19 protein-coding genes are annotated in these 24,407 nt (G+C 46.5%); 14 read left to right on the top strand and 5 right to left on the bottom strand.

Features of this window, described 5'->3' with window-relative positions:
* The first annotated feature begins 217 nt into the window (after nucleotides 1-217).
* From mdcA to V1U08_RS09465, 6 genes are all read left to right on the top strand, one after another.
* A complete protein-coding gene (gene mdcA / locus V1U08_RS09490) occupies nucleotides 218-1,870 on the top strand; it encodes a malonate decarboxylase subunit alpha (RefSeq protein WP_330470483.1) in 1,653 nt (550 codons plus the stop codon).
* 89 nt (nucleotides 1,871-1,959) lie between these two features.
* The gene (locus V1U08_RS09485) at nucleotides 1,960-2,868 is read left to right on the top strand and encodes a triphosphoribosyl-dephospho-CoA synthase (RefSeq protein WP_330470482.1); all 909 of its coding nucleotides are present in this window, start codon (nucleotides 1,960-1,962) and stop codon (nucleotides 2,866-2,868) included.
* A gap of 39 nt (nucleotides 2,869-2,907) precedes the next feature.
* Nucleotides 2,908-4,062, top strand: coding sequence for a biotin-independent malonate decarboxylase subunit beta (locus tag V1U08_RS09480; RefSeq protein ID WP_330470481.1), 1,155 nt, complete (start codon nucleotides 2,908-2,910; stop codon nucleotides 4,060-4,062).
* Entirely contained in the window at nucleotides 4,055-4,855 is an 801-nt protein-coding gene (gene mdcE / locus V1U08_RS09475) for a biotin-independent malonate decarboxylase subunit gamma (protein WP_330470480.1), read from the top strand. Before V1U08_RS09480 ends, mdcE begins: the two co-directional genes overlap by 8 nt.
* 19 nt (nucleotides 4,856-4,874) lie before the next feature.
* Complete coding sequence (locus V1U08_RS09470) at nucleotides 4,875-5,492, top strand: malonate decarboxylase holo-ACP synthase (protein ID WP_330470479.1); 618 nt, start codon at nucleotides 4,875-4,877, stop codon at nucleotides 5,490-5,492.
* Between the two features lie 75 nt (nucleotides 5,493-5,567).
* Nucleotides 5,568-6,491 (top strand): ACP S-malonyltransferase, encoded by a 924-nt coding sequence (locus V1U08_RS09465; RefSeq protein WP_330470478.1) that lies wholly within the window; start codon nucleotides 5,568-5,570, stop codon nucleotides 6,489-6,491.
* Nucleotides 6,492-6,732: 241 nt separating this feature from the next.
* Here the strand turns inward: V1U08_RS09465 and V1U08_RS09460 are convergent, their stop codons facing one another.
* Nucleotides 6,733-7,272, bottom strand: a complete 540-nt coding sequence (locus V1U08_RS09460) for a helix-turn-helix domain-containing protein (protein WP_065299434.1) — start codon at nucleotides 7,270-7,272, stop codon at nucleotides 6,733-6,735.
* 100 nt (nucleotides 7,273-7,372) lie between these two features.
* On the opposite strand from V1U08_RS09460, the gene V1U08_RS09455 reads away from it, so the two are divergent.
* The 4 genes from V1U08_RS09455 (at nucleotide 7,373) to V1U08_RS09440 (ending at nucleotide 13,862) form a co-directional block, all read left to right on the top strand.
* On the top strand, nucleotides 7,373-8,536 hold the full coding sequence (locus tag V1U08_RS09455; RefSeq protein ID WP_330470477.1) for a benzoate/H(+) symporter BenE family transporter: 1,164 nt from the start codon (nucleotides 7,373-7,375) through the stop codon (nucleotides 8,534-8,536).
* A 473-nt stretch (nucleotides 8,537-9,009) separates the two neighbouring features.
* Entirely contained in the window at nucleotides 9,010-10,149 is a 1,140-nt protein-coding gene (locus V1U08_RS09450) for an efflux RND transporter periplasmic adaptor subunit (RefSeq protein WP_330470476.1), read from the top strand.
* A gap of 2 nt (nucleotides 10,150-10,151) precedes the next feature.
* On the top strand, nucleotides 10,152-13,310 hold the full coding sequence (locus V1U08_RS09445) for an efflux RND transporter permease subunit (RefSeq protein ID WP_330470475.1): 3,159 nt from the start codon (nucleotides 10,152-10,154) through the stop codon (nucleotides 13,308-13,310).
* A gap of 99 nt (nucleotides 13,311-13,409) precedes the next feature.
* Nucleotides 13,410-13,862 (top strand): MarR family winged helix-turn-helix transcriptional regulator, encoded by a 453-nt coding sequence (locus V1U08_RS09440; RefSeq protein WP_330470474.1) that lies wholly within the window; start codon nucleotides 13,410-13,412, stop codon nucleotides 13,860-13,862.
* Nucleotides 13,863-13,919: 57 nt separating this feature from the next.
* Here V1U08_RS09440 and V1U08_RS09435 read toward each other — a convergent pair whose 3' ends face one another.
* From V1U08_RS09435 to V1U08_RS09425, 3 genes are all read right to left on the bottom strand, one after another.
* On the bottom strand, nucleotides 13,920-14,876 hold the full coding sequence (locus tag V1U08_RS09435) for an AEC family transporter (RefSeq protein ID WP_330470473.1): 957 nt from the start codon (nucleotides 14,874-14,876) through the stop codon (nucleotides 13,920-13,922).
* Nucleotides 14,877-15,052: 176 nt separating this feature from the next.
* The gene (gene miaE / locus V1U08_RS09430; protein ID WP_065296634.1) at nucleotides 15,053-15,823 is read right to left on the bottom strand and encodes a tRNA isopentenyl-2-thiomethyl-A-37 hydroxylase MiaE; all 771 of its coding nucleotides are present in this window, start codon (nucleotides 15,821-15,823) and stop codon (nucleotides 15,053-15,055) included.
* A gap of 102 nt (nucleotides 15,824-15,925) precedes the next feature.
* Nucleotides 15,926-16,690: a DNA repair protein gene (locus tag V1U08_RS09425; RefSeq protein WP_330470472.1), complete on the bottom strand. Its 765-nt coding sequence runs from the start codon at nucleotides 16,688-16,690 to the stop codon at nucleotides 15,926-15,928.
* A gap of 324 nt (nucleotides 16,691-17,014) precedes the next feature.
* On the opposite strand from V1U08_RS09425, the gene cysB reads away from it, so the two are divergent.
* Complete coding sequence (cysB, locus tag V1U08_RS09420; protein WP_014231455.1) at nucleotides 17,015-17,989, top strand: HTH-type transcriptional regulator CysB; 975 nt, start codon at nucleotides 17,015-17,017, stop codon at nucleotides 17,987-17,989.
* Nucleotides 17,990-18,079: 90 nt separating this feature from the next.
* Nucleotides 18,080-19,273, top strand: coding sequence for a methyltransferase (locus V1U08_RS09415; protein ID WP_330470471.1), 1,194 nt, complete (start codon nucleotides 18,080-18,082; stop codon nucleotides 19,271-19,273).
* A gap of 95 nt (nucleotides 19,274-19,368) precedes the next feature.
* Here V1U08_RS09415 and ald read toward each other — a convergent pair whose 3' ends face one another.
* On the bottom strand, nucleotides 19,369-20,493 hold the full coding sequence (ald, locus tag V1U08_RS09410; RefSeq protein WP_014231457.1) for an alanine dehydrogenase: 1,125 nt from the start codon (nucleotides 20,491-20,493) through the stop codon (nucleotides 19,369-19,371).
* Between the two features lie 156 nt (nucleotides 20,494-20,649).
* Here ald and lrp point away from each other — a divergent pair, with 156 nt between their 5' ends.
* Nucleotides 20,650-21,144 carry a leucine-responsive transcriptional regulator Lrp gene (gene lrp, locus V1U08_RS09405; RefSeq protein ID WP_005378234.1) on the top strand — a complete coding sequence of 165 codons (495 nt, stop codon included), beginning with the start codon at nucleotides 20,650-20,652 and terminating at the stop codon, nucleotides 21,142-21,144.
* A 152-nt stretch (nucleotides 21,145-21,296) separates the two neighbouring features.
* Nucleotides 21,297-24,377, top strand: a complete 3,081-nt coding sequence (locus tag V1U08_RS09400; protein WP_330470470.1) for a DNA translocase FtsK — start codon at nucleotides 21,297-21,299, stop codon at nucleotides 24,375-24,377.
* Nucleotides 24,378-24,407: the final 30 nt, after the last annotated feature.

Below are 24,407 nucleotides of genomic sequence, written 5' to 3'. Positions count from 1 at the left end.
CCAATGATGTCATCACCATAGCATTGTTAACTTTAGGTTAATAGTGTTGCTTGTCAGTTAATTGAATGTGGTCTCGTTCACGAGTAGTTTGAATCTATGGATAGATTCAGAGCGTTGTCACTGACATTAGTTCACGGAAAACAATGCCATGGAATAGCGGGTTATTTTTCAAATTAAGAAATAACAGCGTGATTGAAATAGATCGTGAGGCACTTTTATGACGGAAAAGAAGAAGTGGGATATTAAGCGCACCTTAAAACAGCAGCGAATTAAATCGGTTCATTCAATAACGGAAGGGAAGGTTATTCCAACCGAAAATATTGTTGAAGTGATGGAAAAAATTATCCAATCCGGTGATCGAGTTATCCTCGAAGGCAATAACCAAAAACAGGCTGACTTCTTGGCGCGCAGTCTAGAAAAAGTAAATCCCGAAACGGTGAATAACCTTCATATGATCATGCCGAGTGTGAGCTTGCCTGAGCATATGAATATTTTCGAAATGGGGATAGCCAAAAAGCTGGATTTCGCTTTTGCAGGAAAACAGAGCGTACGTATTTCTCAAATGCTCGCTGACGGAATACTAGAAGTTGGCGCCGTCCATACCTACATCGAACTCTACTCGCGTTTGTACTGCGATTTAATTCCCAATGTTGCCCTAGTGGCTGGCTACACAGCTGACAAAAAAGGCAATTTATATACAGGTCCATCAACGGAAGATACACCTGCTCTGGTGGAAGCGCCTGCTTTTAAAGACGGCATCGTTATCGCTCAAGTTAACAAGATTGTGGATACGGTCGATGACTTACCACGTGTTGATATTCCTGGCGATTGGGTCGACTTTGTGGTCGAAGCTGACAAAGACTTCTTTATCGAACCGCTGTTCACTCGCGACCCCCGATTGATCAAAGACACCCATATTTTGATGGCGATGATGGCAATCAAAGGGATTTATGCCAAGCATAAAGTGCAAACCCTCAATCACGGTATTGGCTTTAATACCGCCGCGATCGAATTACTTCTGCCAACCTACGGCGAAAAACTGGGACTGAAAGGCAAGATCTGTCAGCACTGGACATTAAACCCGCATCCTACATTGATACCAGCGATTGAATCAGGCTGGGTTGAAAGCGTGCACTCGTTTGGTGGCGAATTAGGCATGGAAGAGTACGCCCGTCATCGACCAGATGTGTTCTTTACCGGCCCCGATGGTTCCATGCGCTCGAACCGAACTATGTGTCAGATGGCTGGCCAGTTCGCAGCAGACATGTTTATTGGTGCAACACTGCAAATGGATGCGGAAGGCAACTCGTCAACTGTGACGCATGGTCGATTGTCCGGCTTTGGTGGTGCGCCAAACATGGGGCACGATCCTCGTGGACGTCGACACGCGAGTGATGCCTGGCTGGATCTCATCACCGATCGCGACAAAGACATCCTCAAAGGTAAAAAGCTGGTGGTACAGATGGTCGAAACATTCCAAAGCGGGGAAAAGCCAACCTTCGTCGACAAGCTTGATGCGGTTGATGTTGGCCAGCACAGCAATATGCCGATTGCGCCAGTGATGATTTATGGCGATGACGTTACCCACGTATTGACCGAAGAAGGCATTGCTTACCTGTACATGGCGCGAGATCTGGAAGAGCGTAAACAGATGATTGCTGCGGTGGCTGGCGTTACTCACTTAGGGCAGACAGTGACTAAAAGCCAGATAGATAAACTCCGGGCCGAAGGTAAGGTCGCCACACCTCAGGATCTGGGTATCAAACGCTCTGAAGCGACTCGTGACTTGTTAGCCGCGAAAAATATGAATGAGCTGGTTAAGTGGTCTGAAGGTTTGTACGAGCCTCCTGCGAAATTCCGCAGTTGGTAGGCTGATGGGTTTATAGAACAGCACTTGTTTATTAGCCGCTAAGTAGTAATAGCAAACGCCTAAATAAGCAGTAGGTAGAGGGAACGTTAATGTCGCATATTGCTCAGAAAGTCCGCCCAAATTGGGAGGAATACACAACGATTTCTCCATTGGCAAATCAAATAGGTTTATTGGCGCGTGATGCGTTGGTCGCTGAAGTTATGTTATCGCCAAAACCTGGCTTGGTTGATCAGTGGGATACCGGATCACACAGTGATTTGACTGTTGAATTGATGGTGCGTTCGGCCAACTGTCTTGCGCCTTATTTCGCGCAAATGGCGGCAGAAGGACAAAGGTATCACTCTGATCAGACTACGGATTCTTTGCTTGATCTGCGAGAGAGAATTGGTCGCATTGGCCGAGATGCCGAGTCGCAAATGATGATGGTGACCAATAATGTGAACACGCATCGTGGTGCGATTTGGGCGCTGGGTTTACTGGCTACATCCGCAGGGATGCTGGGAGAACACGCGACGTCAAATGATCTGTGTGTGGTCGCCGGGCGCATCGCTTGTTTGCCGGATCAATTCGTCAAACAAACGTGGAGTAAAGGACTTAAGGCGACACGCCAATATCAGATCAACGGCGCTCGAGAGCAAGCTCAGAATGGGTTTCCTGCCATTTTAGACATCGCGTTTCCGGCTCTTATCACCAGTCGGCAGAATGGTGACTCTGAGCCTCATGCGCAGTTGAATGCGTTAGTAGCTCTGATGGCAGAACTGACCGATACGTGCGTGCTATCCAGATCTGGAATGAAGGGGTTAACACTGATGCAAAAAGGCGCGAATGACATCATTCGTGCTGGTGGAGTGGCGACGGAGTCAGGCTTTAACAAGCTCATCGAATTGAACAGAGACATGGTTGCTATCAATGCTTCTCCGGGAGGCGCAGCTGATCTGTTAGCGGCGACACTCTTTGTCGATGCAATAGTAAACCGTAGCATCATTTTGGTTGATTAATGATTCCAGTTCATTGATTTATAAAGGAGATTATTAGCAATGGAACAACTGCAATTTACTTATCCAGGTCAGCACTCAGTTTCCAAAAACGTGCGGGTGGGTAATGTTGGGTCTGGTGACTTAGAAGTTTTGCTGCAACCAAACTCAAGCCCCCAAATCGACGTGAATATTTCGACTTCAATTAACCATCGTCATGAAGTTTGGCAAGTGATTTTATCGCGTGCGTTTGATGAGGTTAACGAAGCGATGACGGTCACCATTAATGACTTTGGCGCGACTCCCGGCGTGATTAACCTCAGGCTGGCTCAGGCACTCGAGCAGCTTGAGGAACAAACGAATCCTTCGTTCGATAGCTCGGAAATGGGTCGCTCTTTTGTCGAAATGCCAGTACGTCAGCGCTGTCAGTTCCTGTTCGATGAAGGTTCAGTTACGGAGCTTTTGGGTTGTGAAGCACAGTTAACGTCCCCATGGCTACCTAAGCAAGGCATCGTTTCACAAAGTGATGATGGCGCGGTTGTGATGCTAGGAAAAATTGATGGTCAGCGCGCCGTTGTTCTCGGAATAGAAGGTGGGTTTCAGGGCGGCGCGATTGGTGAAGTTTCTGGTGCAAAAATGGCAGCCGCTCTTGATCTCGCCCTGCAAGACAATCAACGCGGTGTAAAAACTCAAGTGGTCATTGTACTTGAAACTGGAGGTGTCCGATTACAGGAAGCCAACCTTGGTTTGGCTGCCATTGCCGACATCCACTCAGCTATTATCGGGCTAAATGATTATGTCCCTGTGGTGGGGATTGTGGCCGGAGCCGTGGGTTGCTTTGGTGGCATGTCGATTGCAGCAGGACTTTGCAGCAAGCTTATCGTCACCCGTGAAGCGCGACTTGGTTTGAATGGCCCGGCGGTGATTGAGCAGGAAGCGGGGATCGCGGAATACGACGCTTCCGATCGACCTTTTATCTGGGGCATCACCGGTGGTGAGCAGAGATATCGAAGTAATTTGGTCGATCATTTAGTTGAAGATGAAGCAAACACGATTAAACAACAGCTTGTTGAGACGCTTCAATCTGGCAAGCCACTAACAACCCGTAGTGAACAAATTGACCACTATTTATCGATATTGAATCAGGTAGATACATCGGTTCAAGCAACGCCTACACAGGTATGTTCAGATTTAGCAGGAGGAGAGGCTGATGAATAAACGAGGTGATATTTGGATGAAAGCACTGGCCGAGAACGGTCAGATAGTCACTGGTTTTTCTCCATCGGTACAAGTCGTTGATGATCAGTTTAATGGCCTTCCGGTTCGCTATATTAACGTGACTCAAGACCTCAATAATCCATTCCCACGAGCGAGAAATGGTGAAGTTGGGCTACTGGAAGGATGGAATGTTACGAAGGCCGTGCGTCAGGTGGTTGAACGTGATCAAGACAGCCATTCAAAGTCGATCATTGTCGCGGTTATTGATGTTCCTTCTCAGGCCTACGGTCGCCGCGAAGAGGCTTATGGCATTCATTTGTCATTAGCAGCAGCGGCTAATGCATACGCTCAGGCTCGTAAGGCGGGTCACCCGGTGTTAGGTTTGATTGTGGGCAAAGCGATGTCAGGTGGCTTTCTTGCTCATGGTTATCAGGCGTCTCGATTGATTGCTTTGGATGATGAGCAGTGCAGTGTGCATGCGATGGGTAAAGCCTCGGCGGCGAAGGTGACGCTAAGAACCGTTGAACAGCTAGAATCACTCGCTGCTGAACATCCGCCGATGGCGTACGATATCAACAATTACAATACACTGGGATTATTGTGGAAGTTGGTCTCGGTAGAGAATGCGCAGCAGCCTTCTAATCAGGATATTGACCATATTCGCTCTCTCTTTTCTGCAGCATTGGAAGATATCCAAGTCAATGGCAATGACTGGTCTCATCGTCTGCAAGGGGAGAACCGACAAGCAACCCGTCATATTCGAGAGCAGATGCAACAAGCCTGGGTGTATTAGGGTAACGAGGAGGCTGATGATGTCTTTTAACGCACATGATTTATTGTGGGTCGATGAAATAACCCTGGAAGGAAATGAATCGCCCAGCTGGTACGCGAGCCATAATCAGTCTCTGCCAGTTGTTGTCCGCCGGGCTAGCCGACAAACCCTAATTCCCGTCGGCGTGAGAGGCAAAACCCGCAGTGAACGTTTGGCAGCATGGGCGTGTAAATCATCAGTCGTCAAGTCAGTTTCGCCTAGAGAGCTTGTTCAGTCAGAGCATGCACGGGCGTACTGGCAGTCGAGTGAGTTAGTAGCTTTTCAAACGCTCACTGATGTGGATGCAATATGTCAGGCGTATGGAATTGAGTGGGGCGTCACAGGCAGTTTAGGCTACGAGTTGGCGACGGGAATGCCATGCGCGCATCAGGACAGTGATATCGACATGACCGTTTACTTATCAGAGCCGGTGCCAGTAGAAACGCTAACTTCTTTAAGCGATCAGCTAGACAAATTAGCGTGCAGGGTCGATACGCAAATAGAGACGGCTTTAGGGGCCGTGGCTTTGAGAGAATGGGTTTTAGGCCGTGGAGAATCTAACGTTCTGATCAAAACGGATGAGGGCCCGCTACTGACCGATAACCCTTGGATATCCTAATTCTTAAATTTGCTCTATTTTGCCCGGTTTAGGTTTTGCTGCTGGGCATACCCTTCGATCAGAGAAGCCTTAATCATGAGTATTCTAATGACCTTTCCCGGACAGGGAACACAACGCCCCAACATGATATCTGAGTTACCTTGTCACGCTGAGGTTGAATTGGCCTTGCAGCAGGTGGAAGAGGCATTGGGGTACTCTCCAACTAATTTTGATAGCCTTGATGAGAACAGCTCAAATAAGGATGTACAGTTAGCGCTTACCATTTCTGGGTATGTTCAGTATCGCTACCTGAAAGCCCATGGTGTGCAGCCAAACTATATGATGGGACTGTCAATCGGAGCGTTTACTGCCGCAATTTGCAGTGGCATTTTAGATGTGCAACAAGGGCTTAATATTGTGTCGCTAAGAGGCGAACTGATGGCTCAGGCCTATCCGAGCGGTTATGGCATGGCGGCGATAATTGGGCTTTCACAGAATCAGGTGAGTGATCTGGTACTCCACTCGCAAGAACAGGGGCTGTGTGTCTATGTGGCCAACGTTAATTCAGAGAATAAAACCATCGTATCAGGCAAGCTCGACGACCTCGACCGGATCTGTGAACAGGCAATAAAAGCACAGGCACATAGCGCCCGACGCCTTAACGTTTCGGTGCCTTCGCACTGTGAGTTACTCGCGTCTCAGGCTGAAACGTTGTATGCCGAAATGCAAAAGGTACCGATCAACCGCGCTGAGAGTATTTACGTCAGCGCCAACCGAGCCCGGGTGCTGCACGACGCTGAAAGCATACGTCGCGACTTAGCGTTCAATATGTGTCAAACGGTGAACCTCTGGGATACGTTGTCGATGATGGGACAACGTGGCGTAAAATTGGCAATGGAATGCGCTCCGGGAGCCGTACTCACATCACTTTGCCAGTCATCAATGAATCAGACACAGTGCATCAGCCTTGACTCCACCAACTTAGACAACACCTTAGAATGGGTAAAGAGAACGCGCTAATTGATGAAGGGAGTTCTCCAGCCATTTTACTGCAGGTAAAAAGAAGCCAGAGCATTACCACTCTGGCTAAACACAGGAAGAAATAAAGCCCAACTATTCGTTGCCAGAACACGACTGCTGAATGTTCTGTGTGGGGCATCGGCATATAAAATGTAGTCTTTAGTCTGAGACTTATACACTTTCTGAGGTCCTTTAAGTGCCCGAATGGGAGGTTCGTTCCAATCAACACTCGCAGGGATGGTCATCTCGGATAACAAACGATGTTCTGGAATGTGGTTGTTTCTGTGGCAGCTTCGTAGCCATGTGGTTGATCACTGAAGAAGCGGATACTCTCTCCCGTAGCCAAGTGATGCCATTCATCGTTGAAGAACACATTCATTTCCCCTTTCAACACATGAATATGTTCGATGACGCCAACTCCATGCGGAGAGGACATTTGGCGATGATGATCAGTCAGCGTGATTTCGAACATTTCCAAACCTGAATCTGCTTTGTAAGGAAATAGCGTATTCACTTTCATCTTTGAGTCGTCGGGGAAGGCCTGATCTGCAGAGCGTAGCTCTGGGTCATTGGCAAAAAACGCAGAGAAAGATGTGTCCAGACCACTGGCTATTTTCCACAGCGTCGAAATCGTCGGGCTTGATTCTTCTCGCTCGATCTGCCCTAACATCGCTTTTGAAACCCCAGTCAGTTTAGAGGTCGCATCCAGACTCAATCCTCTTTTTTTCCTTTCAGACTTCAGGTGGTGAGCAATCTCGGATTTAAATGCTGATTCATTCATAACTAAATACCTTGTTGTGCGTTATTGCGCACAATGTTATCTTTTTGTTTGTATGTTATAGCGCACAAAAATTTTACCATAAAGCAGGGAAGAACGAAGGATGAAAAAGCTGTTCAATTTAAGTCACTTGTCAGCAGGGTTTACTGCCGTGTTAGTGGGCTACACCAGCTCGGTGGTGATTATCATTCAGGCGGCAACCTCTGCCAGTGCGACACCCAGTCAGATAGAAAGCTGGTTGTTGGCCTTGGGCGTCACAATGGGGTTAACCTCCATCGCCTATTCATGGTTTTATAAAACGCCGATTCTGACCGCGTGGTCGACACCCGGAGCGGCGATGTTGGTCATTGCTTCACAGCAGTATGAATTGTCAGTCGTCATCGGTTCTTTTGTTGTATCTGGTGTTTTGATCTTGTTGACGGGGCTCATTTCTCCGTTAAGTCGAGCACTTGAACGCATTCCGCCACAACTCGGCACTGCGATGCTTGGTGCTATTTTGTTGCCGTTCTGCTTAGGGAGCTTTCAAGCAGTGAGCAGCGCACCAATCACATTTTTAATTATGTTTGCTGGCTTTTTGTTAGCTAAGAATACGATTCCAAGGTACGCAATGCTCGTACTTCTTATCCTGGGTGTTGTTTGCGCGGTTGCGGTGGAAGACGCCACGCTTAACATCGAGGAACTCTCCATTGCTCAGCCTATGTGGGTCACTCCGGGTTTGGATCTCGGTGCGATACTGAACTTATCGATCCCGCTTTATATCATTACGATGCTTTCTCAGAATTTGCCTGGTATTGCGATGATGAAAAGTTACCAATATGACACACCAGTGAAACCCATTTTAATGGGCACGGGAATCACCAATATTTTGTCAGCGCCATTTGGTGGTTTTAGTGTCAACCTTGCCGCAATTTCAGCAGCAATTTGTATGACACCAGAAGTAGACTCAGACAAAACACAACGCTACCGCGCAGTGATATGGGCCGGGGTGTTTTATCTGATTGCCGGTGTGTTCGCGACGACGGTTGTGGCGATCTTTTTATCACTCCCTGACGATGTAACAAAAATCTTAGCGGGTTTTGCCTTGTTAGGGACGTTAATGATGTGTTTGCAATCGGCTTTTCATGACGAAGGATACAGAGAGTCTGCACTGTTTACGTTTCTTATCACTCTGTCCGGAATCAGTTTTCTTGGTGTGAGCGCGACATTGTGGGGCTTGTTAGTGGGGATTATGCATCTGCGTTTAACTCATAAAGCGGTCCGCGCATAAGCATTGCCAGCGACGAAAGTGTTGTGTTAATTGATCCTAGCCCGGTTTCGGGTACTAAAAATAAGAATGCATGCATAAATTCAGGTCATTTTTAGTGCATTAGCTAACATTACTTTTGGTTATCTACGAATTGTTTCTTAGGCGTTTAAGAAATAAAAGTGGACTTGGGATCAAATTTTTGTACAAACTTCTGGTGATTATTTCATCAATATGTCTTCTTTTTGAGCAATATTATTGCACACAGAAAAATGTGATTTCCAACGCAAAATAATCAGTTTTGAGATGTTAAGCACACCTTTCAGACAAACGTATTCTGCAAGCGTATAGAAACGTAAATATTGTTGTATGTACAACACTGGGTAATTATCATCCTAAGTAATTTTTGAATGTAACTTCAACAATTATAACCACATTTTTTAGGTGTATTTAGGCGCCTGAATGGTTTTTAGAGAAAGTAAGAAGAGAGATGTTTAATGAGACGTAAAACCACGCTATCGCTGTTGATTGCGTCAAGCCTGTTTATGGCCGGATGCCAACCAAGCCAAGAAGGAACGAAGCAAAGCGGTGGTGCCGCTCCAGCAACAGAAGTCGAAGTGATGACTGTTGAGCCAGTTCGTCAAATGTTAACCGTAGAGCTACCGGGCCGCAGCCGTGCGTTTAAAGAAGCAGAAGTACGCCCACAGGTGAGTGGTATTGTCTCGGAACGTAACTTTGTAGAAGGTAGTGTTGTCGAACAAGGTCAGTCTCTGTATCAGATTGACGACTCAACCTATCAAGCGGCTCTGTTAAGTTCTGAAGCAGAATTGATCCGCGCGAATGCGACTGAAGAATCCACTTTTGCAACGGTTAAGCGTTATCGTGCCCTCATTTCGAAAAAATCAATCAGTCAACAAGATCTCGATGAAGCGGAAGCGGCTTACAAAGAAGCAAAAGCTCAGGCATTAGTCGCTAAAGCGGCCATCAATACTGCGAAAATCAATTTGTCTTACACTCAGGTTAAGGCACCTATCAGTGGTGTTATCGGTAAATCGAGTGTCACGGCAGGTGCTTTGGTTACTGCAAACCAGTCTGACACGTTAGCGACGATTCAACAGCTTGATCCAATTAATATCGACATCGTGCAGTCATCAGCTCAATTGCTGCGTCTGAAATCCGCTCTGGCGGAAGGGCATATCCAGCAGGATGAGTCAGCCGAAGTGACTTTAGAACTAGAAGATGGTTCGACCTATGCTCACAAAGGCACAATGAAGTTTGTTGAAGTGAATGTTGATGAGAGCACTGGCAGTGTCACGCTGCGTGCGGAATTCCCTAACCCAGATGGGCTGCTTCTACCGGGTATGTTTGTTCGTGCCACGGTGATTACGGGTGTTGACCCTGAAGCTATCCTTGTACCCCAAAACACGGTAACTCGTGATGCAAGGGGACAAGCGACCGTGATGGTTGTTAACGCAGACAATGAAGTTGTCTCGACTCCGGTATCGACAGCTGAAGTGGTTGATAACCAATGGCGTATTATCGACGGCCTGAAAGCGGGCGACAAAGTGATTACGGCTGGTCTGCAAAAGGTAGGGCCAGGTAGTTCTGTAAGCATTCAAACCGGTGAACAGGAGTAATCATGGCACGATTCTTTATCGATCGTCCGGTCTTTGCTTGGGTTCTGGCTATTCTGACTATGCTGGCGGGGGTCATGTCCCTGATGAACTTGCCAGTGTCGCAGTATCCAACCATTTCACCGCCGACGGTCACGATTTCTGCTCGCTACCCGGGCGCGTCTGCAAAAACGGTTGAAGATTCCGTTACGCAGGTTATCGAACAAAACATGACTGGTCTTGACTACTTGCGTTACCTTTCATCAAGCAGTGATGCGTTTGGTAATGCGACAGTTACGCTAACATTTGATAGCGAAGCCGATCCGGATATTGCTCAGGTTCAGGTACAAAACAAGCTACAGTTAGCGCTGACCTCATTACCGAGTGAAGTACAAAGCCAAGGTATTGTTGTCGAGAAATCGAACACCTCTTTCCTACTGGTTGTTGCCCTGTATTCTGAAGATCCAGACTACACACAAAATGACATCGCAGACTATGTGGTATCGAACATTGAAGATCCAATCAGCCGTGTATCAGGTGTTGGTAAGGTTCAGGCGTTTGGTGCGCAATATGCGATGCGTGTTTGGTTAGACCCGTTTAAGTTGACCCAGTTTAATCTGACTGCGATTGATGTCGCTGGCGCGATCAGTGAACAGAATGCTCAGGTTTCGTCAGGTCAGCTTGGCGCAGCACCAGCACAAAAAGGGCAGTTGTTGAATGCAACCATCTCTTCCGCAAGCCGCTTGAGCAGTGTCGAAGAGTTTGAAAATATCATTCTTAAGTCCGACACCAGCGGCGCAAATGTGTATTTGAAAGACGTTGCTCGTGTGGAACGTGGTGCGGAAAGTTACGACATCAAGGGTCAGTACAATGGCTTCCCAGCATCGGGTTTGGGTCTTTCTCTGGGTACTGGAGCGAACGCGCTGGAAACGGCTGCCGCGGTGAAAGAGCGTTTGGCACAGTTACAGGAAAACTTTCCGGCTGGCTTAAAGATCGCTTACCCATTTGAAACCACACCTTTTGTTGAAGCATCAATCCATGAAGTAGTGAAAACGCTTCTGGAAGCGATTGTTTTGGTGTTCTTGATCATGTACCTGTTCTTGCAGAACTTCCGAGCGACGCTTATTCCGACCATCGCGGTTCCGGTTGTTTTGCTTGGTACGTTTGCGGTTTTGTATACGACGGGCTTTAGCGTCAACACCTTAACCATGTTTGCGATGGTTCTGGCGATCGGTTTGCTGGTGGATGATGCCATCGTAGTCGTAGAGAACGTTGAACGTGTGATGCACGAAGATGGGCTCGAACCTAAAGAAGCGACCAAGAAATCGATGGGGCAGATCACTGGCGCCTTGGTTGGTGTCGGTTTGACCTTATCTGCGGTATTTGTACCGATGGCGTTTATGACAGGTTCTACCGGAGTTATTTATCGTCAGTTTTCGATAACGATCGTTGCAGCTATGACGCTTTCGGTACTGGTTGCGATCATCTTGACGCCAGCGCTGTGTGCGACCTTGCTGAAGAAAGGCGATGCAGAACTGTCAGAGAAAAAAGGTTTCTTCGGTTGGTTTAACCGCAAGTTTGACTCTTTAACTTCAAAATACGAATCAGGCGTAGCAAGACTGCTAAAACGCACGGGCCGTATGATGTTGTTGTTTGTTGCGTTGTCAGCGGGTGCAGGTTGGTTCTTTACTAATCTGTCGACGTCTTTCTTACCTGATGAAGACCAAGGCACTATCTTCTCTATGTCGATTTTGCCACCGAACTCAACGCAGGAACAAACCGAGAAAACGCTCGATAAGATGCGTGAGTACTTCCTTGAAGAAGAAAAAGATGCGGTTAACTCGATATTTACCGTGGCTGGCTTTAGCTTCGCTGGTCAGGGACAAAATATGGGTATGGCATTCATTAACTTGAAGGATTGGTCAGAGCGTAAAGAGCCGGGAATGGACGCAGCTTCATTAACGGGTCGAGCGATGGGTTACTTCTCGACCATCAAAGAGGCGATGGTTTATGCCTTTGCGCCTCCGGCAATCCAAGAGTTAGGTAACGCCACCGGTTTTGATTTCTATCTTCAAGACTCGTTAAACCAAGGGCACGATGCATTGGTTGCAGCGCAAGGTCAGTTACTAGGTATGGCAGCACAAAACCCTAACTTGGTTGGCGTGCGTCCTAACGGTCAGGCGGATGCGCCGATGTACCAAGTGCACGTTGACCACGCGAAGCTACGCGCTTTGAATGTGAGTATTGATGACGTTAACCAAATCCTGTCTTCGGCATGGGGTGGCGCTTACATCAACGACTACATTGACCGTGGTCGTGTTAAAAAGGTAATGCTTCAGAGTGATGCTGAGTTCCGTATGCAACCTAAAGACTTTGATTCTTGGTACGTGCGTAACTCCAATGGTGACATGGTGCCATTCTCTGCGTTTGCTCATGGCGAATGGACGTACGGTTCTCCTCAGTTACAACGTTTTGATGGCCTGCCTGCGATGAACATTCAGGGTGGCGCAGCGCCTGGCGTTAGTACTGGTGATGCGATGGCCGAGATTGAATCGTTGGTAAAACAGTTACCTGAAGGTTTCCAAGTGAAGTGGACGGGTATCTCTTATGAAGAGCGCCTATCCGGAAACCAGGCTCCAATGCTATACGCGTTGTCGATTCTGGTTGTTTTCCTTGTATTGGCTGCACTTTATGAAAGTTGGTCTGTACCGTTCGCAGTTGTATTGGTGGTGCCTCTGGGTGTGCTTGGTGCGGTCCTTGCGGTGATGGGACGAGGTTTGGATAACGATGTGTTCTTCCAGGTAAGTCTATTAACCACTGTCGGTCTGGCGACCAAAAACGCCATTCTGATTGTTGAATTTGCTAAAGAGTACTACGAGAAAGGTGCGGGGCTTATTGAAGCCACGTTGCATGCAATTCGAGTGCGTCTACGCCCGATCATCATGACGTCACTGGCGTTTGGCCTTGGGGTTGTGCCTTTGGCTATTAGTTCTGGTGTAGGCTCAGCAGGTCAGAACGCAGTAGGTACAGGTGTACTTGGCGGTATGATCAGTGCAACATTGTTGGGGATCTTCTTTGTTCCGATCTTCTTCGTCGTGGTAGAACGTTTGTTTGACCGCAAAGCGAGAAAAGAGCAGGAAGAACAACAACAAGCGTTGGCTCAAGAATCTGAATCTTCAAAGTAGACCTTAATAGCTTGAACTAAGTTATACTACTGATAGTTTTGTAATATAAGAGCGCTTCGGCGCTCTTTGTTTATCTGCTCTACTTAAAAATAGCCATCCATGAAAGATAAAAAGATTTCTCCAATTACCGTTTTAGACAAAAGTCCGATGTTTGTTTGTGGCGTAATGCAACGTATGTATCGAAATCGTGCGCAGGCCGAACTATCGCGTCAAAGTTTGATCACCTTAGAGATGGCGAGTGCGCTGGCGGCGATCGAAGAATTTCAGCCAATGAGTCAGCAAGCGTTAGCGAATGCCGTAATCTGCGAACGTAGCGTTGCGAAGCGTATGGTAGATAATTTGCAAAAGCGAGGTTTGGTACAGGTTTCTAAATGTGAATCAAACCGTCGAATCAAGATGCTAAGTCTGACAACTGACGGCCAGAATACGTTGCAAAAGGTACATGAAATCATGACTAACTTGCAGCGGGATTTTTTCTCTTGCTTGTCTGAGTCGGAAACCTCGGAGTTCGTTCGTCTGATCAGGAAGGTGACGCTGGCCAATCACGACTGACAATAGAGCTAGCGAAACCCACAAGTCAACGTAAGTTCGGACCTGCTGAATTCATGTTTAAATCAAATCCAGAGAATTCAACATGATGATCCCTAGGGTGCAAGTTAGTGTGGAAAGGACGGTTGTCATAGCAATAATGTTTGCCGCCAGCACAGAGTTTCCGCCCATAGAACGGGCCATGACGTAACTTGCCGCCGCAACGGGCGAAGCGTTCATAAAGAACAAAATGCCTAGCTCAACACCTCTGAATCCGACCAAATACGCACCTAATGTGATTACCGCAGGTGCTACCAGAAGTTTGTAACTACTGGCAAACCATGATGGGCCTTTCTCTTGTCTCATTAAGCGCAAATTCAACGATCCGCCCGTGCATAACAATGCAAGTGGTAATGTCATTTTCGACAAGTAATTGCCTGCATCAATCGCGATTTTAGGCACAGGGATCGACAATATGTAAAAAAGCATCCCGAGAACAATGGATATAATCAATGGGTTTTTAGTCAGTGTACGAAACATTAATTTCGCGGCCTGAGAGACGGATGTCGCGCCTTTAGGTGATAAGCAGATCACCGCTTGTACGTTATAGATAAAGGTGGTGACAGCTACATAAAGAGCGGCTAACGCGACGCCTGATGGGCCATAAGCACTAGACACGTAAGCAAGACCTATGATGCCCGTATTAGCACGATACCCGCCTTGCACCAGCACTCCTTGATCAGGGGAGGTCGGAAATAACAACTTGACGGAAATGTAGGTAAAAACAAAAAATGAAATACTGGCGATGATGCCATAGTTGACGAAATTACTGGCTGAAGCGAAGTCATGTTCTGAAGACACAATGCTGATGAATAGCATAGCTGGAAGTGTCACCTTGAAGACCAGCTTTGACCCCACATCGATAAAGTTATTATCAATCAAGCCAACTCGTTTAAAGACCACCCCGAGCACTAGCATCAAACAGATAGGGCCTGTAATCGATAGAGAAAATTGCAACTGATTTAAAACCGAGTCCATTCGGGTACCCGTCGAGAAAAGTTATTATTGTTTAAGCTATTAAGCCACAAAGTAGGGGGAGAGGAACAGTAGAATGATGAAATTCTATTCAGTTTTTTCAATTAATAAAAAGCCGGGACTTGAAGTGACCCCTTAAAGAAGCATGCTCCGGCTTTATTCTATTTTTTATCCGACGATTAAGCGGGTACGCCACTGTGGAATTTGAAATCTTCGTCTGGCGTTAAGATGAGATCCGCTTCGACACGTCCAAAGTATTCGATGCGTTCACTAATGTCTTTCCCTGCGATTTGCTCAGCCAGCACCAAATAGTCTTGGTAATGACGGGCCTCAGAACGCAGCAGAGAAATGTAGAACTTAGCGATATCTTCTTCCATATGTGGTGCCAGTTTCGCAAAGCGTTCGCAGGAGCGCGCTTCTATGTATGCGCCAATGATCAGCTTATCGATCAACGTTTCTGGCTCGTGGGTTTTCATATGAGAGATCAGCCCTTTAGCATAGCGACTTGCCGGGATGTTCTGGTATTCAATGCCACGGCTTTCCATAATCTCGAGCACTTGATAAAAGTGGTGTAACTCTTCTTTGATCAAAAGCACCATCTTATCAATCAGATCCTGACTATATGGTGAGTCTGATTTCGCCATAATTGATTTGGAAATATTACTTTTGCCTTTCAATGTTTCTAATGAGCCAACATTGCGATAAGCAAAGTCTTCATAGGGTTTAAACCAGTCTAGCAGCGCGTGTGAACTGTTTTGATCAACGGCGTATTTTCGGATCAAAAACATGGCTGACTGGCCTGCTTTGAGCTCGCAAAGTAGGTGGTCTAACAAAATGGTTTGAAGATTTTCTGGTTTCTTGGCTTCTTCAACCCACGCGTCAGGTGTATTGCACTGTAGAAACTGGTTGATAGGAGCAAGAAGATCTTGATAGGCGTCTAAATTTATCATGTTAATTTAATACTTTACGTTCTGATTTTTATCCACTGGTAGTCTGGATACAAAAAAGGCTGCCAGAGCAGCCTTTTCCATGAGTGGAAAGCTAAGCAGATATTACCACTTTTTCTTCTCACCGAAGAGCACTTCCATATCATTGTCACGCTCTTTATCGGCCAGTTGCTGAATTTCTGCGTTGTTTTTATCTTGGCGTCTTTTATCTAAATCACCCAGCATCTCTTCAAGCTTTTGTTTAGCCTGAATGGAATAAGCGTCATTTTTGGTGCTCAATGCGTCAATGCCTTTACGTAGAAGCTGAAGTGCAGTGCCTGGTTGACCACGAGCAATAGAGTCGTTGGCTCTTTTTATTACGTTCTCGATATTGATGCGGATTTGGATTGTTTCCAAGCGAGCGTTCTCACTAACGTAAGTCTGAGTATCCAGTCGACCTTTATTATGCTCATTACGAACCGTGTCTCTCAGGCGTTTCACCAGTTTGAGCATCGCAATGGCTTGTTTATCGCTGCTTGGCATTTTGAATGTCGTACTGTCACCAGATTGCTCGTTTAATTTTAACTGGACAATTTGCTGCTTGAGATTTTCGACCCGCTGGGAGAGCTGTTTATTTTTTGGATCGAGTTGTTGCATCGCTTCTAAGGCGTCAAGAATTCGATTGTTCAGGCATAGCAGAAGATCATGGCTGAAAGGAATATGGTGAGCGTGACCAATAAGTTCTTCAGTACCGTCAATTAAAGCAACGTAACGAGCGGATTCCTGTCTTCTTGCCGTTTCGACTTTGACCTTGTATTGCAACATCATGTTATAGCCTAGGATCAAGACCAATAAGATGGCTACCAAAGCGATTATTAAACCAATATTCATATCTTTGCGTCTGCTTTTAGTTTCTACGGCTAGCGCTAAAGAATACATGAATCTCAACGAGCAAGGCACCCTATTTATCGGATTATTTAGCCCGCCACACGTTTTAATTTATATGGATTCGCTCGCATCTATAAAGCAGCATTTAAATGATTCAATCATGCGCATATTAATTTGCTTCTAATTTTTTAGTATGAGTTTGAGATATATGTTAGAAATTACTGTTCATTTGGCAGATGTCGCGTTATAACTAATTATTATATCGCTCAAAAGAGTGATGATTTTTGCTTTCGATTTTAGTGTCTCGGGAACGAGTAAGGGATTACGATGAAACTGCAACAACTGAAGTATATTGTTGAGGTTGTAAACCATAATTTGAACGTGTCTGCCACCGCAGAAAGTTTGTACACCTCACAGCCTGGTATCAGTAAGCAGGTGAGGTTACTGGAAGACGAACTGGGCATCCAAATTTTTGAGCGAAGTGGTAAGCACTTAACTCAGGTGACTGGCGCGGGCGAAGAGATTGTTCGAATTTCTCAAGAAATCCTTGGACGTGTCGAAAGTATTAAAGCGGTAGCGGGTGAGCATACGCATCCTGAAATGGGAACCCTGAACATTACGACGACACACACACAAGCGCGTTATGCCTTACCCGATGTCATTAAAGGTTTTACGACGCGTTACCCTAAAGTTTCGTTACACATGCATCAGGGTACTCCTTCGCAAATGTCAGAAGCGATCGCCAAAGGCACGGCGAACTTTGCGATAGCGACTGAAGCACTGCACCTTTATCAAGACGCAATTATGTTGCCTTGTTATCACTGGAACCGCTCTATTGTTGTGCCGAAAGATCACCCTCTGGCGAAGAAGGCCAACATCAGCATCCATGACCTTGCCGCTTACCCGTTGGTGACTTACGTCTTTGGCTTCACAGGCCGCTCTGAACTCGATACTGCATTTAACCGTGAAGGCCTGACTCCTCGCGTGGTATTTACTGCAACCGATGCGGATGTGATCAAAACCTACGTAAAAATGGGTATTGGTGTTGGTGTGATTGCAAGTATGGCTGTTGATGAAAAGCAAGACACAGATTTAGTTGCTATCGATGCTAGTCATTTGTTCGGGGCAAGTACCACCAGTATCGGCTTCCGTCGCGGCACGTTCCTTCGTTCTTATATGTTTGATTTTATGGAAAGATTTGCGCCGCACTTGACTCGACCAGTGGTAGAGCAAGCTATCTCTTTGAAGTCAAACGTGGAAATTGAAGAGATGTTTAAAGATATCGACCTTCCAGTCCGATAACGATGAATTACATGCCCATACCCAAGCCGAGTGTTCCGGAAAGGGTTGGTTAGGTATATAATTCGCCCCCGCTAGTGTGGTGGGGGCTTAATGAACACTCGATTCCAATTTATTAATGACTGTCTGATTGACAACCAATCGTTGTGGCGATTTGATCCATTCCAAAGCAGCATTCATCCAGTACTACCTTGGCAAGAACAGTATCCCGATCTTTGTCAGTGGTTAGCGTCACTGTCTCCTCTTGAAATTGAACGCTTAAAAGTAAAACCTGAAGAAGCGTTGGCTGAAATTAGCGCTTACCTACCAGTACTTAAATTACTGTCTGAGCATACCCATTTAGAAACGATGCCACTCCAAGGTTTGGATCTTGACCGCGGTTTAGACAGCGGTGTTCCTGGTCGTAAACTTGAGCAAATAGTTGCCATGGGAGAAGCCGCAATCCAAAGCCATTATGGTGAAGAATGGCTTGAGTGGTGTTCGGGTAAGGGCTACCTTGGACGTATTCTTACCACACAAACGGATCAGCCTGTTACCAGCTTTGAATATCAACAATCGTTGTGCGATTCGGGACAGTCGGCGGCTAATGAACATCAATGGAAGATGACGTTTATTCAAGGCGACGCATTTGATGCCAAAGCGAAAGCGGTTTTTGAGCCTACGCAACATGCCGTAGCGCTGCATGCTTGTGGTGACTTACATGTGCGTTTGCTTCAGTACGGCTGTGAAGCAGGAGTCTCGGCAATGACGATTTCTCCGTGCTGTTATCACCTTATTCAGGGCGAAACGTATCAACCATTGTCCGAGATTGCTCAACACTCTACATTAGTGCTGTCGAAACAAGAACTTCGTATTCCATTGCAACAAACGGTGACGGGTGGGGAGCGTGTCCGCCGTCATCGTCAGCAAGAAATGATTTTCAGGCTGGGCTTTGATCTGCTCACTCGTCAGGTGCTAGGTATTGAAGAATACCAACCGGTCCCGAGTATCCGCAAATCACAGTTGAGTGAAGGGTTTGAGGCATTTTGTTTGTGGGCGGCAGAGAAAAAGGCGATCGACATTAGTCAGTCGATTGACTTTAATAAGTTCGAAACTTTAGCGGAACAGCGCTTTTGGCATATGGAAAGAATGAGCTTAGTTCAGTTGGTTTTTCAGCGTCCATTAGAGCTTTGGCTCGCATTAGATAAAGTACTTTATCTTGAGCAACGTGGTTATCGTGCCAGTTTGTCGGAGTTTTGCGCTAAAACTGTCACACCTCGAAATATTTTAATTTGCGCATATAAGTGATGGTTATTATTTATATCTAAATGCTCTATAGGAAAAAGCCCACCTGCTAGTGGGCTTTTGTAAACAAAACGTGACAAAAATGAATTATTTTGTCATTAGTTGAACATTGCAATCGCTTGCTCTGCTTCTACATATTCAAGACCAAAGCTGTCGGCAACTTCTTTACAAGTCACTTTGCCGTGAATAACGTTTAGTCCTTCAAGGAAACCTTTCTCGTCAAGAAGGGCTTTTTGGTAGCCTTTATTCGCTAGTTTCAAAATGTAAGGTAACGTTGCGTTGTTCAATGCAAAAGTAGAAGTACGGGCAACGGCACCTGGCATGTTTGCTACGCAGTAGTGCACGACTTCATCGACGATGTATGTCGGTTCAGCGTGAGTGGTTGCGTGCGATGTTTCAAAGCAACCACCTTGGTCGATAGCCACATCAACTACCGCTGCGCCTGGCTTCATCTTCGCAATGTGTTCTTTTGTCACCAGTTTAGGTGCAGCTGCACCCGGGATAAGAACTGCGCCAATTACTAGGTCAGCTTCTACAACATGCTTCTCAATCGCGTCTTCTGTAGAATAAACGACTTTAGCGCGGCCTTGGAATTCTTCGTCCAGTTTACGCAGAGTATCGACATTACGATCAAGAATAGTGACGTCTGCACGAAGGCCCACAGCCATACGAGCTGCGTTTGCGCCAACGACACCGCCGCCCACAATGACCACTTTTGCAGGCTCAACACCAGGTACGCCGCCAAGCAGTAAACCACGACCACCGTGTGATTTTTCTAGCGTTTGTGCACCTGCTTGAATAGACATCCGACCTGCTACTTCAGACATTGGTGCTAACAGTGGCAAACGACCCATATTATCTGTTACAGTCTCATAGGCTATACAGACAGCTTTGCTCTTGATTAGCTCATCAGTTTGTGGAAAATCTGGTGCTAGGTGTAAATAAGTAAATAAAATTTGCCCTTCGCGGAGCATTGCTCTCTCGACTGCTTGGGGTTCTTTAACTTTTACTATCATGTCTGCTTGCGCGAAAACGTCTGCAGCATGAGGGAGAATGGATGCGCCGACAGCGATGTAATCATCGTCTGTAAAACCAATGCCGGCACCTGCGTTGGTCTCAACTAAAACTTGGTGACCATGTGAGATTAACTCTCTCACGCTTGCTGGGATCATACCGACACGATATTCGTGGTTTTTGATTTCCTTAGGTACGCCAATGATCATCCTGTATCCTCTTTCTATAATGGTTATTTTAACTATTTGTAGGGTGTTATTATCGAATTAATAGCTAGTATAGTTATAGATTTGTAATATTTGGCACCAAATATTAAAAAGTTGTAGTATATTTTTTTGCAAGGAAGTAATAAGGTGGAATAAAAAATGGCAGACAACTATAAAAAGCCGTCCAAGGAACTAGACCGTATCGACCGCAACATTCTTAATGAATTGCAGAAAGACGGTCGTATTTCGAACGTAGAACTTTCAAAGCGTGTTGGTCTTTCGCCAACTCCGTGTTTGGAGCGTGTACGTCGATTAGAACGTCAGGGGTACATTACAGGGTATACTGCGTTACTGAATCCGCAGTTTTTGGACGCTTCACTTTTAGTGTTCGTTGAAATTACGTTAAACCGTGGCGCACCAGATGTGTTCGAGCAGTTTAACTCTGCGGTTCAAAAACTGGATGATATCCAAGAATGTCATCTAGTATCAGGTGACTTTGACTATCTTCTTAAAACTCGTGTATCAGATATGGGTGCTTACCGTCGACTACTTGGCGATACGCTTCTACGTTTACCTGGTGTAAACGACACTCGTACATACGTTGTTATGGAAGAAGTGAAACAATCTAACCAGCTTGTGATTAAAACTCGTTAATTTCTTGCAAAGAAAGCGGTATATGCTTCCGCTTTCGGCATTGAGTAATTGGGTTTTTCTCTTTGATATGGTTAAATCAATTTACCGAGCGGCTTTATGCCGCTCGGAATGTTTTGCAAATTCCTAATTCATTTCCATATTCAAGTTGATTTATGTTCAAAGAGAACGCAAAGAAAGTCGAAACCATCATCAAAACAAGTGAAGAGCCTCAGTCTTCACGCTTAAATGGCTTCCAACGCTTGAAAGAGTGCTGCTTTATTGTGGGCGTTCTTAGCTCGGTATTGCTTGCTGTAGCGTTATTTACCTTTAGCCCGGCCGATCCTTCCTGGTCCCAAACTGCTTGGGGAGGGGAGATCGATAATGCTGGTGGCCTGTTTGGTGCTTGGCTAGCCGATACTCTATTTTTCACTTTTGGCTCACTGGCTTACCCTCTGCCTTTCTTATTGGCGGCGGCGGCATGGGTGCTTTGTCGTAAGCGCGGCGAAGACGAGCCAATCGATCTTATGCTTTGGGGCACAAGACTACTGGGTCTTGTTGTTCTAATTATGACCAGTTGTGGTTTGGCCGATATTAATTTCGATGATATCTGGTATTTCTCATCGGGTGGCGTTGTAGGCGACGTACTCTCCAGCCTGGCATTACCTACACTCAATATTTTGGGGACTACGTTAGTTCTGCTGTTCTTGTGGGGCGCGGGCTTTACTCTGTTTACCGGAATATCTTGGTTAAACATTGTCGAATGGTTAGGCGATCGCTCCCTAGGGTTAGTCAATGGTATTGCTAATAAACTCAGAGGCTCAGAGCAGGAGACACTGGAACCTCAACTTGATGAGTTTATTGAAGATAAAGTCACCACAAGACGCGCTGAGGTTGAACAGGAAGAAGAACCACTTCCTCACTTGACGGCATATGATGTCGAAGAGCCTAAAGAAGCGCCGCACGAATATCCTATTTATATGCCGCAAACTCAGCCGGAACCGCGTGTGTCAAAACCTGTGGCGGATTCGGTAAAACCTGTTTCTGTTGCAGCAGAAAAGCCGGAAATGGCGTATTCCAAACCAGAACCTCAAACGCAGGCATTCAGCGCGAGTCATGTTGATCCATCAGTGGAACGCACTAAACAGCTGAATGTCACGATTGAAGAGCTGGAAGCGGCTGCTCATCAGGCTGACGATTGGGCGTTGGAAGAGCAACCTGAACAAACGCTAACCTCGACACAACAGAATTATTCAGAGCCACAACGCCCTGCTGAACATGAAGAGACTGATACAACATCATTCCAAAGTGAACCGGACTACGCTGAGTATGCGCAGTTCGCAGCGGAGCAAGCACAGCAGGCTCACGTTGATTCAGTACCATTTGAAGAGCCAGTGATAGATTCCGCCTCTTTGGATAATATTTCTGAGCAGACAGAACCCGGCGAGCATATTGAACCAACGATTTCGAACTTTGATGTTGTTGATGACGAAGATGAGGACGAGTATGTTGCTGCTCAACCAGAGCCGACAGTGGTTCCTCAATCAGAGGCTTCAATAGCGCAATCAAGCGAGCCGTTTGTAAGGTCTGAACCGTCACCACGTGAGACATTTGAGCCTGCTCCTGTGGTCGAAGTAGAAGAGGTTGCTGAGGGCGATCAAGATGTGGCTGCATTCCAGAACATGGTAGCTGGTGCTCAAGCTAAAGTGGCAGCAACACAAAACCCATTTTTGATGAAACAAGAAGAAAACCTGCCTGTGCCAGAAGAGCCACTACCAACTCTAGAGCTTCTTTATCACCCAGAAAAACGCGAGAACTTTATTGATCGTGACGCGTTAGAGCAGGTCGCTCGACTGGTTGAAAGTAAGTTGGCAGATTACAAAATTAAGGCGGACGTGGTCGGTATTTATCCAGGCCCTGTCATCACTCGATTTGAGTTGGATTTGGCGCCGGGTGTAAAAGTCAGCCGTATTTCTGGCCTTTCAATGGACTTGGCTCGTGCGCTGTCTGCAATGGCAGTACGTGTTGTTGAAGTGATTCCAGGTAAACCTTACGTAGGTTTGGAACTGCCAAACATGAGCCGTCAGACCGTATATCTTTCTGACGTTATCAACAGCCCTCAATTTGAGCAGGCTAAATCACCGACAACGGTAGTGCTTGGTCAGGACATTGCTGGTGAAGCGGTCATCGCCGATATTGCTAAAATGCCTCACGTGCTGGTGGCTGGTACAACCGGTTCGGGTAAGTCGGTCGGTGTAAACGTGATGATCTTGAGTATGCTCTACAAAGCGTCTCCGGAAGATCTGCGTTTTATCATGATCGACCCGAAAATGTTGGAGCTTTCAATCTATGAAGGCATTCCGCATCTACTTTCTGAAGTTGTGACAGACATGAAAGACGCGTCTAACGCTCTCCGTTGGTGTGTAGGCGAGATGGAACGTCGTTACAAACTGATGTCAACGCTAGGCGTTCGTAACGTTAAAGGCTTCAACGAAAAACTGAAGATGGCTGCGGAAGCGGGACACCCAATTCATGACCCATTCTGGCAAGAAGGCGACAGCATGGACACTGAGCCACCGCTGCTAGAGAAACTGCCATACATCGTTGTTGTCGTGGATGAGTTTGCTGACTTGATGATGGTCGTCGGTAAAAAAGTCGAAGAACTGATTGCACGCTTGGCACAGAAAGCACGTGCAGCGGGTATTCACCTGATTCTTGCGACTCAGCGACCATCTGTTGATGTTATTACCGGTCTGATTAAAGCGAACATCCCAACGCGTGTGGCATTTACAGTATCAACCAAGACGGACTCGCGTACGATCCTAGACCAAGGTGGTGCTGAATCGCTATTGGGTATGGGTGATATGCTTTACTTGCCGCCGGGTTCAAGCCATACCATACGTGTGCACGGCGCATTTGCTTCAGATGATGATGTTCATGCTGTCGTGAATAACTGGAAAGCTCGCGGTAAACCAAACTACATTGATGAGATTATCAGCGGCGATCAGAGTCCGGAAAGTTTGCTCCCGGGCGAACAGATGGAATCTGATGAAGATGTAGACCCGTTGTTCGATCAAGTGGTTGAGCACGTCGTTCAGTCACGTCGTGGCTCTGTATCAGGTGTGCAACGTCGTTTCAAGATCGGTTACAACCGAGCGGCTCGAATCGTTGAGCAACTGGAAGCTCAAGGTATTGTCAGCGCGCCTGGCCACAATGGCAACCGCGAAGTTCTCGCGCCTGCGCCGCCAAAAGATTAATGAACTTGTCTTACTCACCTCAGTCCAAAG

It is taken from the genome of Vibrio sp. YYF0003 (assembly GCF_036350715.1).
GTDB lineage: Bacteria > Pseudomonadota > Gammaproteobacteria > Enterobacterales > Vibrionaceae > Vibrio > Vibrio natriegens.
Note: the sequence above shows the minus strand (reverse complement) of the source record. Positions and strands in the feature narration are given on the sequence as shown.

What these genes read in the sequence shown, in the direction of transcription:
- mdcA (WP_330470483.1), top strand. Translation starts at nt 218, where the DNA reads ATGACGGAAAAGAAGAAGTGGGATATTAAGCGCACCTTAAAACAGCAG.
- V1U08_RS09485 (WP_330470482.1), top strand. Translation starts at nt 1,960, where the DNA reads ATGTCGCATATTGCTCAGAAAGTCCGCCCAAATTGGGAGGAATACACA.
- V1U08_RS09480 (WP_330470481.1), top strand. Translation starts at nt 2,908, where the DNA reads ATGGAACAACTGCAATTTACTTATCCAGGTCAGCACTCAGTTTCCAAA.
- mdcE (WP_330470480.1), top strand. Translation starts at nt 4,055, where the DNA reads ATGAATAAACGAGGTGATATTTGGATGAAAGCACTGGCCGAGAACGGT.
- V1U08_RS09470 (WP_330470479.1), top strand. Translation starts at nt 4,875, where the DNA reads ATGTCTTTTAACGCACATGATTTATTGTGGGTCGATGAAATAACCCTG.
- V1U08_RS09465 (WP_330470478.1), top strand. Translation starts at nt 5,568, where the DNA reads ATGAGTATTCTAATGACCTTTCCCGGACAGGGAACACAACGCCCCAAC.
- V1U08_RS09460 (WP_065299434.1), bottom strand. Translation starts at nt 7,272, where the DNA reads ATGAATGAATCAGCATTTAAATCCGAGATTGCTCACCACCTGAAGTCT.
- V1U08_RS09455 (WP_330470477.1), top strand. Translation starts at nt 7,373, where the DNA reads ATGAAAAAGCTGTTCAATTTAAGTCACTTGTCAGCAGGGTTTACTGCC.
- V1U08_RS09450 (WP_330470476.1), top strand. Translation starts at nt 9,010, where the DNA reads ATGAGACGTAAAACCACGCTATCGCTGTTGATTGCGTCAAGCCTGTTT.
- V1U08_RS09445 (WP_330470475.1), top strand. Translation starts at nt 10,152, where the DNA reads ATGGCACGATTCTTTATCGATCGTCCGGTCTTTGCTTGGGTTCTGGCT.
- V1U08_RS09440 (WP_330470474.1), top strand. Translation starts at nt 13,410, where the DNA reads ATGAAAGATAAAAAGATTTCTCCAATTACCGTTTTAGACAAAAGTCCG.
- V1U08_RS09435 (WP_330470473.1), bottom strand. Translation starts at nt 14,876, where the DNA reads ATGGACTCGGTTTTAAATCAGTTGCAATTTTCTCTATCGATTACAGGC.
- miaE (WP_065296634.1), bottom strand. Translation starts at nt 15,823, where the DNA reads ATGATAAATTTAGACGCCTATCAAGATCTTCTTGCTCCTATCAACCAG.
- V1U08_RS09425 (WP_330470472.1), bottom strand. Translation starts at nt 16,690, where the DNA reads ATGAATATTGGTTTAATAATCGCTTTGGTAGCCATCTTATTGGTCTTG.
- cysB (WP_014231455.1), top strand. Translation starts at nt 17,015, where the DNA reads ATGAAACTGCAACAACTGAAGTATATTGTTGAGGTTGTAAACCATAAT.
- V1U08_RS09415 (WP_330470471.1), top strand. Translation starts at nt 18,080, where the DNA reads ATGAACACTCGATTCCAATTTATTAATGACTGTCTGATTGACAACCAA.
- ald (WP_014231457.1), bottom strand. Translation starts at nt 20,493, where the DNA reads ATGATCATTGGCGTACCTAAGGAAATCAAAAACCACGAATATCGTGTC.
- lrp (WP_005378234.1), top strand. Translation starts at nt 20,650, where the DNA reads ATGGCAGACAACTATAAAAAGCCGTCCAAGGAACTAGACCGTATCGAC.
- V1U08_RS09400 (WP_330470470.1), top strand. Translation starts at nt 21,297, where the DNA reads ATGTTCAAAGAGAACGCAAAGAAAGTCGAAACCATCATCAAAACAAGT.